Here is an 11543-nt window from a genome sequence, read left to right as displayed (position 1 = left end):
GCAGACATAGAAATTGACACTGTAAGCTCCTCGGCTTCTTCAGTGTCACTATCTCTCGCTCATCACCTCAAGCCGCGCCAGATGGGGTCGGCTTGGCGCTTACGATGAAACGGTTCGACCGGCCGGTCCTTGGGATTTTTGTCACGCGAGGAGATGCAGGCGATCCTTGAGGCGCCGGATGCGCGGACATGGGCAGGTGAGCGGGATCGCGCACTGTTCAGTCTGATGTACAACACCGGCGCCCGCGTGTCTGAAGCCATTGGCCTGCGCGTCGGCGAGGTCGCCGTCGATGGCTCGGCGGTCGCGCACCTGCATGGAAAGGGGCGCAAAGATCGCAGCGTGCCGCTCTGGCGGACGACCGCCAACCTGATCCGCAACTGGAAGCGCCGGTTGGACTATGGGGGCGAGGAGAACTTCCTGTTTCCCAACAGAGGCGGCGGATGCATGGCGTGTTCGAACGTCACCCAGCGCCTTGAACTTGCGGTCTCGGCCGCCGCGGAACGTTACCCGCAACTCGCGCGTCGCTCGATTTCGCCTCACACCATCCGCCATACCACGGCAATGCATCTTCTGCAGTCCGGCGTCGACATCAGCGTCATTGCCCTATGGCTGGGTCATGAGAGCCCCGCCACGACGCACATGTACCTTCAGGCGGATCTCGCCATGAAGGAGCGTACGCTCAACCGGCTGCAGCCCATGACGGCCAGTCAAACCCGGTATCGACCGCCGGACCAGCTCATGCAGTTCCTGTTGAGCTTTTAAAAATTATGCGCAGTTCACCAGTTGGCAATCGTTCGGGAAACCGATGGTTACACGCTCCTGTCCCGATGAGCTGCGCATAATCATCGGGTGCGCATAATCACGCTTATGTAGATTTCTACATAAGCGTGATGACCGGCCATTCGGCGAGCAATCGCCGCCGGCGGCACTTTACTATGCCTCGCGTGATCCGCGGCAGGAATATCCCGACCGTCATCTGAAGAGCTTCACCGGCATTCTGCAGGCCGACGCCTATGGCGGCTATAACAGCCTGTAAAAGGCGGTGGCTTCGGTTATGGCTTAAAGCCGGATCGGTCCGCCGTGGGCGGACATGGCGTGAATTCACGTCCCGTTGAAGTTGTCATCGGGCTCGGGCGGCGTCTGGTTCTTGATGTACTCGGCCCACATCTCATCGGTCACATTCCCACTGCTCACCACCCAATAGCCCCTCGCCCACAGGTGCTGGCCCCAGTAGCGCTTGCGCAGTACCCCAACTCGCCCAGGAGCTTATTCGAACTGCGCCCCTTCAAATGCTGCACGGCGCGCGACACCGACAGCCGCGGCGGGACCGACACCAGCATACGCACATGGTCGCGATTGATCGGTCCAGCATGCACAACCATCTCATGCGCACGCGCCGTCTCCCGCAGCAACTCCCGACACCGGCTTCCAACGTCGCCACCAAGCACCGGGTAGCGACATTTCGTCACCCAAACCAAATGATACTTGCAGTCCCAAACCATATGGCTGCCACGCTTGGACGCTTCCATTCAGCCAGTTTACACCGCAAGCGCCGCGATCCCAGCCGGCTAAAGGCCGGGTTTCCTGATCCCTTATCGGCGACTCTAAAGGACAACTAAACGACGACAAAACGACGACAAAACCGAACAGTTCATTGTTTCCTCCCTGAATCACAAGTTGTTTTTCCAGTGTGCACTTGCTGGTCGGATAACTCGTGTTTAGGACTGCCGACCTTGGTCTCTCCTGGTGATTGTCTCTGATTGTCTTTCCGATTCAGACGAGGTCGCGAGGAATCGACTTCGACCACGACTTGCAGAAGATTCGCTCGCCACTTTCGAAAGCGTCGAAGTTAATCTGCAGTTGAAAGGCCGACTTGGTAGCGGTCATAACTGTCCGCCCCTCCACCGCCGTCTGCCAGGCTCCGCGGCCGAGCTCATATCGAAAGTAGACTTCCGTGCGGACCGATGTCGGATCGTTTTCGGCGACCGAATAGATCAGGTGCTTTTTAAAGCCAAGGACCGTGCCGAGCGGCTCGAGACGCCAGGTGCCATTGTCGCGCTTCAGTGTGACGGTCACCTGCCTCGACACTGGGTCGATGCGAACGAACCGCTCGACATTGCCAGGCTTCAGCATCGTGGTCGGCATAGGGGGAGAACCCTCCGGCTCGCCAAAGATTGGCAGCTCGTCGTCACCGGGTTGAGGCATTCGGATCGGCAGATGCAGACCGCTTGCTCCTGCCTTCACCGTCAATATGGCGCGCTCCGGCGCGGGGAAGGCGATCGGCCAATAGGCGGTGGACACAGACAGCCGGATCCGGTGCCCCGGCGGAAAGATATAGCCGACCTCGTTCATTGCGAGGCGGATGCGATATGATTTTCCAGCTTCCATGGGCTGGGGCTCTTCGTGGCTATTGCGGTGCGACAGGTTGAGCAGTCCATAGGTGACCCGGGTGACTTCACCTGACGGGCTGACATCGGATAGCCGCGCCGCGAGGATAGCTGTCGGCTTATCGCAAATGATCTCCAATTCAAGAACAGGCGCACCCAGAATGGGCGTGGCTTGCGCCAGGCGTTCGCTATCAAAGACCAGTGAGCCGCCATCGTCCCACCGCTGATCCAGCGGCAGGTCCGGAGCAAGTGCACCTCCTCCGCCGGTAGTATAAGGGCACCATTCGCCGCCCGCGATTCCAACGGTCTCGGGTGAACAGATCTCAAGAGTGGCTTCCTGCAGCGCCTGCTCGGACAACCGGCCCGTTCCCAGCCTGAAGACCCGTGACGCTACATGCGGGGACGGCCAACTCGGGTCCGCGACCCAGTGGCCAGGCCACTCATCATAATACGCCGCAGGCTCAACCCAATCCAGCATCCAGCTACGCAGCATCGGTTCCTGCATGATGCCGGTGTCCTTGCCCTTCAACCAGTGATCCCACCAGCGAACACATTCCTGCAGGTAGCCAATGGCGGGTCCGGGAGCACCCACATGAGGGTATTTGTGACCCCAAGGTCCAATCAGCCCTTTACGTGGTACGTCCAGGTTTGAAAGGAGCCGGAATATCGCGTTGGAGAAGCCATCGGCCCAACCGCCGGTCGCGAAGACCGCGCAATCAATTACACCGTAATCTTCGCAGACCGAGCCATGCTTCCAGAAATCATCTCGGCGCTGATGAGTAAGCCAATCAATGAACGTGGGACGCGCGTTCTCCAGCCGATCCATCCAAATCGCGCGCCAGCGCTCATGGCCGACGATCTCGGGATCGGGTGATTGCGCCATTTGCACGGAACAGCACGCACCCCAAACCAATGTGTCATTGAGAAGGCATCCGCCCATGTAGTGCCCATCATCGGCGTATCGATCGTCAGTGGAGCAGTGCGTGATAATAGCCTGCAGGCCCTTGGGCCTGCGCGCCGCAACTTGCAAGGCACTGAACCCACCCCACGAGATGCCGATCATGCCCACACTGCCGCTGCACCAAGCCTGTCGCGTGATCCATTCGATGGCCTCGACAGCGTCGTCCTGCTCTTGCTTGACGTACTCATCGTCAAATAGACCGTCGGAATCGCCAGTGCCCCGGATATCTAAGCGGATGCTCGCATAGCCATGCGAAGCGAAATAGGGGAACATGCGTTCGTCCCCCACAGCCGTGCTATCACGTTTGCGGTAAGGAATGTAGTCGACAATTGCTGGAACCGGGTTGGATGCCGCGTCTTCCGGAAGCCAGATTTTTGCTGCCAAACGTGTCCCGTCGGCAAGCGGAATCCATACATTCTCGACTAACGTGATGGGTACAGGTCCAATGGCAATCTTCATCGTTCATCGTCCATGTTACATAGTGGGGAAATTGACTTACCGGCAACCTCATCGCGAGCTAGTTAGATGGAATCGCCCGCGCTTATCCGCCATTCTGCACCCTGACTGACGAACTCGCTTTCAAGCGCCCCATGTGGCCTCGCCCAGATGGAACATTCCGCTCACGTAGACCCAATCTTCGTGACCATCGCAAACGCCGCTCGCTAGGATGGCTCTTAGATGAGGGGGGCGTTCTGCCGCGGCCATAATTGAATCGTGCCTTCATACGTACCACTTCGGCACCCCCTTCCTTTTGGTCGAACCAATAGTCGAGGACGCAACCCGTCGGGGGCAAGTTGGCGCCAACGAAGGCGTGCCGGATTCAAGAAACGGCTTCGCGATTTCGAAAGGTGCGGCACTTTGTGTATATGCGGAATGCTAAAAACGCTTGGGAAGCGGCCAGACCCCTAGTGATATGAAATGTAAGCAATACGTGTTCCTCCTTCATAGGCACGTAACCGATTTCGCGCAGCACGTCGGCTTCAGTAAGAGGGGCGTTAAGCGGCATTTGCAGATCTCCCTTAAATTCTCCTTCCAACTTCATAAACGGCCGAGCAGGTACTCGGCGCTATCCTAGGGATATGACGGGTATCGATTGGCGCTGTTATCGCTCACGCCAGCCAGCAAGCAGAGCGATGTTGTGGCCCCACATCGATGGCCGGCGGCTCCTCTTCCCGGCAGCGGTCGAAGGCGAGCGGGCAACGCGGATGGAAACGACAGCCCTTCGGCACGCGTGCGGCGCTTGGAACCTCGCCTTGCAAGGCCGGCAACTCGGCGCGACCTGCATTGCCGCCAATCTGCGGGGTGGCATTGCGTAGGGCGACCGTGTAAGGGTGGCGTGGGTTAAATGTGATCTCGTCGGCGCTGCCGATCTCTACTAATTTTCCAAGATACAAGACTGCAATCCGGTCGGCGATCAACCAGGCGAGCGGCAGGTCGTGGGTAATGAACAGCAGCGCCATGTTGTGCTTGGCGCGCAAGTCCACCAGCACCTGAAGAATCTGTGCGCGTATCGAGACATCGAGCATCGACACAGGTTCGTCGGCAACGATGAGCTCCGGCTTTACCGCGAGCGCTCCAGCAATCACGACGCGCTGGCGCTGCCCTCCAGATAATTCGTGCGGGAAGCGGGCGAAGAAATCACTGGGAGGATTGAGTCCGGCGGACGCAAGAGCTTCGCTGACCCGCTCTGCGAGCTGTTTCCCGTTGTCGACCAGCCGCAGTGAACGAAGCGGCTCTGCCACGATATCGAACACGGTGTGTCTTGGATTAAGCGCCTGATAGGCATCCTGGAAAATCATCTGCACGCGATGCCGGTAAGGACGCAGGGCCGAGGCACCTCGCTCCGAGGTCATGTCGCGGCCCTCGAACAGCAACCTGCCGCCTGTCGGTTGGGCTAGCTTGGTGATGATGCGGCCCACAGTCGTCTTGCCGCTTCCCGATTCTCCGACTAGGGCGACGATCTCACCCCGTCCGACGTCGAGGTCGATCCCGTCCACCGCGCGTACGGCACTGGCAGGTCGGCCCAGGACAAGGTCGAACAGTCCGCCCTGGATAGGAAAATGAACTTGCAGGCTCTCGAGACGCAGGAAGTCGGCGGTATCAGGCATGAGCTGCGACCTTGTCTTCTTGCGAGGACCGATGAAGGTGACAGGCGACGCGTCCCCGCCCGAACTTATCCAGGCTGGGGACTTCGGTCGCGCAAACCGCCATAGCCGACGGGCAACGCGGATGGAAAGCGCAGCCCGGAGGTCGATTGATCAAGTTGGGGGGATCACCGGGTATTGGCCGGATCATCTTTTTGCCGCTCGAGGGGTTCGGGATCGAGTCGATCAGTAGTCTAGTGTACGGGTGCTTAGGGTTGGCGAAGATCTCAGCGACAGTGCCGTCCTCGACGATGCGGCCGGCGTACATGATCATCACGCGATCACACGACTCAGCCACCACAGACAGGTCGTGGGTGATTAAAATGAGGGCAAGGTTAAGCTGCGATCGCAACTCCCCTAGCAGCTTCAGGATCTGAGCTTGTGTGATGACGTCCAGCGCCGTGGTGGGCTCGTCACCGATGATGATCGAGGGGCGACATGCGAGGGCCATGGCAATCATCACCCTTTGACGCATACCGCCCGACAACTCGTGGGGATAGGCGGAACCGCGATCCGCCGGAATGCCGACAAGTCCGAGCAGTTCCTTTGCTCGGGCGATTGCGTCAGCTTTCGGCATCCCGAGCTTCAGCATGCATGGCTCGGCAATCTGCTTGATGACGCGGTGAACTGGATTAAGTGCATTCATCGCGCCCTGAAAGACGACGGACGTCTCGCTCCAGCGATGTGGCCGCATCGCAGCGTCATTGTCGATCGGCAGTCGCTCTCCGCGATAACGGACCCTGCCCGCGCTGACGCGCGCGTTAGGCGACAACAAACCCGCAATCGCCATAGCGGTAGTTGTCTTGCCACTGCCCGATTCACCGACGAGACCTACGGCCTCTCCGGCCAAGAGCGCGAAGCTCACGCTGTCGATCGCACGCGTTAAAACGCCTTTGAGACCATAGTCGACAGAGAGCCCGTTGACTTCCAGAAGCGGAGCCATCTCCTGGGAGGAGTTCATCATGGAATAACCCTCCGCCGCGGATTGAACGTGTCGTCGAGGGCATTTCCAATCAGGACGAAGCTAAGCGAAACTGCGAGTACGCACACCCCGGGGGCGCCGAGGTACCACCAGGCTCCGGCACTGGCTGCACCGGCGCGCTGAGCGAGCGAAAGCAAAGTGCCCCATGAAGGCTGTAAGGGATCGCCAAGCCCAAGGAACGAAAGCGATGTCTCGACATAAATTGCGCCAGCGACGACCAGAGCACCATTGGCTGCGATTTGCGGCACGAGGTTGGGCAAGATGTGCCGCATCATGATGCTGAGATTACTGCTGCCCGCAACGCGCGCGCGATCAACAAATGTTCGCTCCTTAAGCGACAGGGTCTGGCTGCGAACGATACGTGTGACGAACGCCCAACTAGTTAATCCTATGACGAAGATGATCACAAAGAGGGATGGACGGAAGCCAAGGATTTGTCCGCCCCGCCCCATCACCTCGAGAAAGACGGGTGTGATGACCAGCGCCAACACGAAGGACGGCATGATGAAAAAGAAGTCAGTCAAGCGCATCAGCCAGACATCAACCCTGCCACCATAGTAGCCAGCCGTCATACCGATCGTAGTCCCCACAACCAGACTGATCACAGTCGCCAGTAGCGCAATCATAAGCGAGATCCGGGCACCATGGACGACCAGATTGAGCACGTCCCGCCCGACTTCGTCCGTCCCCAGCAGATGTTGGCTTGATGGTGGCGCGAGGAAGTCGCCAGTTGCAGTGGCTGGGGTCTCAAGCTGGCCGACGAACTTATTGGGCGCGGTGGCTAGCATGAGGAAAAACGCGAGACACATCAGGCCGAGCTGAGCCCCACCATAGCCAAGAAACTTGCGTAGAAAGCCCTTAATCGCTTGCACCCGGCTAGGCGGGGAATATTGAACAATCCCTTCGCTCATCGCCGGACTCTCGGATCAAGAACGCCGTAGGCAAGATCGGCGACAAGATTTGCGGCAACGATCGACGCTCCGAGCAACAGGAAGATCCCCTGAAGGACTGGGTAGTCCCGCGCGTTGAGCGCCTCGACCGTGAGGCCGCCGATCCCCGGCCAGGCGAAAACTGATTCTACGGTAATGGCACCTGCCACCACGTAACCGAGATTGAGGGTGATTAACGTTACGACCGGCAGCATTGCATTGCGAAATGCATGACGCATGAGCATCTGACCGTTGGTTAGTCCCTTGGCCCGTGCCGTCACCATGTAGTCTTCGGTGACAACGTCGCTCATCGCAGCGCGAGCGACCACGACGTACTGGCCGATGAGTCCGAGGGCCACCGCGGTGACCGGGAGCGCAAGATGCCGCAAGTAATCGAGCAACCAGTCAAGGGGCCCCATGGTAGCGCCGGGTGAATATGCACCATAGGCCGGAAGCCAGCCCAATGCCGAGCTGAAGATCACCACCAAGAGCATACCGAGCCAGAACGAGGGCGTAGAATAGAGCGCCAGAGAGGTTCCCGTGACGATATGGTCGACGGCACCTCCTCTGCGCCAACCCGCATATAGGCCAAGCATGACACCGCATAGGATGGCGATGAATTGGGCCAGGCCGACAAGGGCAATGGTGGCCGGCAACCGCTCCAAAAGCAGGTCAGCGACATGCCTGCCCCTAAACTTGAAACTGTAGCCGAAATCGCCGTGGAGAGTTGATGATAAGTAGTCAACCACCTGATCCGGGAACAGCGGCCGGTCAAGGCCCCAGTTCTGGCGCTGCGCCTCGATCTGCTCAGCGGTCACGCTGGTGCGCGCTCCTCCAAGCAGAAGCGCTGCAGGGTCGCCGGGAATAACCCTGAACAGGATGAAGTTCAGCGTCGCCACCATCAGTAGCGTCACAATCGCCCTGATCAGGATGCTCCCGAGTCGCCGGCTAGTCTGGCTTCCGCTTGCTTCGCCTGCTGCCATCAGCTTGACTTCAAGCGATCGAGCGGGAAATAACTCCACATCGACAGCATGTCCTTCTTCCCCCATCCCTCGAAACAGTCCTTGCGATGCGCTTCGAGCAAGAATGGGTAACACAACACGATGTACGGCGCTTCTGTGTAGATGAGGCGCACGGCCTGGTCCATTAGCTCCTGGCTCTTCTTAAGATCGACGGTACGCTCGATCTGAGAGAGAAGTTGATCGAACTTATCGTTGCTCCAGAGTGCTCTGTTGGCCCGATCCGCACTCTTGCCCAACACGAGCAGATCGTGAGGGCTGGAAGACGACCAGTGATCAGCTACGACCAGGTCCCACCCACCCCCGCCCTTCGCCGGGGCCGCCGTCCGGGCGTTGAGCGCTCCGGTCTCGAGCTGGGTCACAGATACAGGGATGCCGATTTGTGCCAACCAATCAGCGATAAGCTGCACCGCCGCGATTGGCATTTCTACGTTTCCTGTGGATCCGGTAACCAGTTCGAGCTGGAAGCTGTTTCCGTCTTTGTCCTCGCGGATGCTGTCGCCGTTCGTGTCCCTATAACCGGCTGCATCGAGCCTACGAGCTGCCTCGTTGAGATCGAAGCGGCGCCTGATGTCGTCCAGTTCCGAATAGTAGTCAGCCGCAATCGGCGGTATCACGCCAACGCCGGGGGCAGCATGCCCTCGGAGGGCCCTGTCAAGGATGGCCTTCTGATCGATCGCGTAGCCGATCGCATCCCGAAACGCAGGATCTTGGAGAGCCTTTGTGCTGCCCGCCCCATCTCCGGAGACCGTGTTGAAGGCCAAATAACTCCGCTGCTCAATGGGCGATTCTCCAACCACAATGTCGGGATCCTTCGAGAGGTCCGCCCATTGGGCCGCGGTCAGGTAGACGCCGTAGTCAAGGTCTCCGCTCTTTAGACCCTGCGCAATTGGATCGGCCACATTGAAGAAACGGAAGACCATCCCTCCCGTCGCCGGCTGCCCGGTGCGGAAGTGCTGATTAGGGGCGAAGCTGGCAAACTGACCTTGCTGGAACTCCGAAATGATCATAGGCCCAGTTCCCACTACAGGCGCTTCGTTCCGGAACGTGCTGCGCGCATCGGCATGACTGACATTCCTCCAGATGTGCTCGGGGACAATCATCGTGGTGTTGTCAACCGGCCAACGTGTTGGGACCTTGGTCACGATTTGCAAGGTTTCGTCGTCCAGGGCCGTTATAGATTGGACCAGATCAAGGCCGCTGGTGTTGTTCCAGCCGGTGTCCAGTTCGTCCGGCTTGCCCATGGAGGCGCGCAGATAGTTGTAGGTGAAAGCGGCGTCTCTCGCAGTGGCGGGCTGACCATCCGACCATTTCATGCCGGGCCAGATTTTGAAGGACCAGGTGATGTTATCCGCGGCGACAGACCAGGATTTGGCGAAGCCTTTACGATCGTCGTGTCGCTGGGCGTCCACTCCCACCAGAAAGTCATAGCTAAAGGCCAGCGGCCAAATGATGTTCCATGAGGCAAACGGATTTAGCGTATCTGGGGCGAATATCGCGCCGATGCGCACGATGAGATTTCCGCACGAGGCGGCAAATACCCTTGAGTTCAAGGCCCAAGGTGCAGCCGAGCCCAATAGCATTGCTTTCATGACCGCTCGGCGATTGAATGGCAACTTATTCATTCTTTTCTCCCTTTCCGGTCCGATACTCGTCGTGACCTCTGCCCCGCTAGGTTAAAGCACTACCAAGGCACGCTCTAACCCCTTATTAAGGCAACCGATGCCCGGTAGCGCGTTGAAAATCTGCACACAGAGCGGGGTTGCTCGCTTGCTAGAGAAACGCGAAGTGCGAGAAAGCGACTGTACCATCTTGTTCCCCTGGATTGTCGTCTAGACGGTGACCTCAACAGATTGAGGTCGCAGCGGTGTATTTGTGTTTCAAAGCCCAGACCTGCTGAAACAGAGCGCTCATAATTCGCTCATGTTTGATCTAATTGCGTCGATCGCAAACGGACGTTGCTGGGGAAGACGGCCTCTCGGCAAAGTGGGGGAGTATTGTGGGTTTGATCCCGGAAGCAGGTTCCCTCACAGGTTTCGGATGCTGCTCGATATGCTTTCTAAGGCGACAGATTGTCCCAAAAGGATGTTCCGCCGTCTTTAGGGAGTTGCCGCCCTGCTTGATCAGTATATAGGCCCGTGCATCTGCCCACCAAGGGATCGGCAGATCAGGAAGCTCGGCCGCAATGTGCGGTTCATTCTGCCATTCTATGTGAAGCTCTGCGTGCGCCGTGGAGCGAAGAATGACGCCTCCCGATTAGGGCGGCAATCTGTAAGGCAGTTTCTCGCCCGTCATGCGGTTCGATCCGATCACGGGCCAGCACATACCGAGTACCGCCTATTCGATCTCAGCCGACATCCGGCTGGGATCCTGATACGGAACGAGCCAGCTTCTCGGTAACGAACTCGCAGTGTCGTGCACCGATTACTCGAGGTCGGAATGTTCGTGGAGGTAGCGGCGCCACTGGGTTGCCTCGTGCTGCAGATCCCGGAGAGATTCCGCGCCGCGAGAGGGGCCATGATAATAGCCACAGCTTTAGTTGACAGGCGGGAAATGCCGAAATTCTGCGCTCATGCTGCGGCCCAGGGGAGACAAGAGGCTTATCGACTGCCTATTGATCTCTCCGCTCTCCGTCGCATACGAGAAGCTTGCCTGGTGCTGACGCCAGCCCGCGCGGCCGCCGTTGCGAGGGCTGATGCCCATGGCTTCGGTGCGAAACGTACTTCAGAGCTCGCGGCCGCTTAGCCACCGACGGCGGCCGCAGGCTAACGCACCCCCCTGACGCCCTCGTAATCTAATCTCCCTCACCAATCTTGAACGCCGCTCAGGCCTACAACTCACCCGATCACGTTCAAACGGCCGCCACCGTCAAACACCCTCATGCCCCGGACTGCGAGACTCCGCCAAATGAGTATTTTTCGATGGGAATTCCCGCCTCGGCACGCTTGCCGGGTTTTGTGGGATCGACCGCATCGAACACTCTCGTGGCCCATCCGCATGCCAACCGCTATTTGCTTGCGCCACGCAGGATCATCTCGGCGGCATCAGCCAGTACCTGACAGCCGAGCACGAGGTCGGCATCGTCTGTATTTTCCGTCCAGTGATGGCTGATACCGCCGAT

At 58.7% G+C, this 11543-nt stretch carries 7 protein-coding genes and 2 pseudogenes; 2 read left to right on the top strand and 7 right to left on the bottom strand.

Features of this window, described 5'->3' with window-relative positions; genetic code table 11:
- Positions 1-153: 153 nt before the first annotated feature.
- Positions 154-762: a tyrosine-type recombinase/integrase gene (locus tag NKI25_RS35175; RefSeq protein WP_353000752.1), complete on the top strand. Its 609-nt coding sequence runs from the start codon at positions 154-156 to the stop codon at positions 760-762.
- Positions 763-886: 124 nt separating this feature from the next.
- Positions 887-1033 (top strand): annotated as a pseudogene (locus tag NKI25_RS35170) (IS66 family transposase); the annotation flags it as partial.
- Between the two features lie 68 nt (positions 1034-1101).
- Here NKI25_RS35170 and tnpA read toward each other — a convergent pair.
- From tnpA to NKI25_RS35130, 7 genes and pseudogenes are all read right to left on the bottom strand, one after another.
- Positions 1102-1529: pseudogene (gene tnpA, locus NKI25_RS35160) on the bottom strand (IS200/IS605 family transposase).
- Positions 1530-1773: 244 nt separating this feature from the next.
- A complete protein-coding gene (locus tag NKI25_RS35155; RefSeq protein WP_353000748.1) occupies positions 1774-3807 on the bottom strand; it encodes a CocE/NonD family hydrolase in 2034 nt (677 codons plus the stop codon).
- Positions 3808-4457: 650 nt separating this feature from the next.
- Entirely contained in the window at positions 4458-5456 is a 999-nt protein-coding gene (locus tag NKI25_RS35150; protein ID WP_353000746.1) for an ABC transporter ATP-binding protein, read from the bottom strand.
- On the bottom strand, positions 5449-6456 hold the full coding sequence (locus tag NKI25_RS35145; protein ID WP_353000744.1) for an ABC transporter ATP-binding protein: 1008 nt from the start codon (positions 6454-6456) through the stop codon (positions 5449-5451). The genes NKI25_RS35150 and NKI25_RS35145 overlap by 8 nt, the downstream gene beginning before the upstream one ends.
- Complete coding sequence (locus tag NKI25_RS35140) at positions 6453-7385, bottom strand: ABC transporter permease (RefSeq protein ID WP_353000741.1); 933 nt, start codon at positions 7383-7385, stop codon at positions 6453-6455. The genes NKI25_RS35145 and NKI25_RS35140 overlap by 4 nt, the downstream gene beginning before the upstream one ends.
- The gene (locus NKI25_RS35135; RefSeq protein ID WP_353000740.1) at positions 7382-8386 is read right to left on the bottom strand and encodes an ABC transporter permease; all 1005 of its coding nucleotides are present in this window, start codon (positions 8384-8386) and stop codon (positions 7382-7384) included. The genes NKI25_RS35140 and NKI25_RS35135 overlap by 4 nt, the downstream gene beginning before the upstream one ends.
- Positions 8386-10047 (bottom strand): ABC transporter substrate-binding protein, encoded by a 1662-nt coding sequence (locus tag NKI25_RS35130; protein WP_353000738.1) that lies wholly within the window; start codon positions 10045-10047, stop codon positions 8386-8388. Before NKI25_RS35130 ends, NKI25_RS35135 begins: the two co-directional genes overlap by 1 nt.
- Positions 10048-11543 lie beyond the last annotated feature (1496 nt).

This window comes from Mesorhizobium sp. M0808 (assembly GCF_040320025.1).
GTDB lineage: Bacteria > Pseudomonadota > Alphaproteobacteria > Rhizobiales > Rhizobiaceae > Mesorhizobium.
The sequence above is the reverse complement of the archived record's forward strand: the minus strand, read 5'-3'. Positions and strand labels throughout refer to the sequence as shown.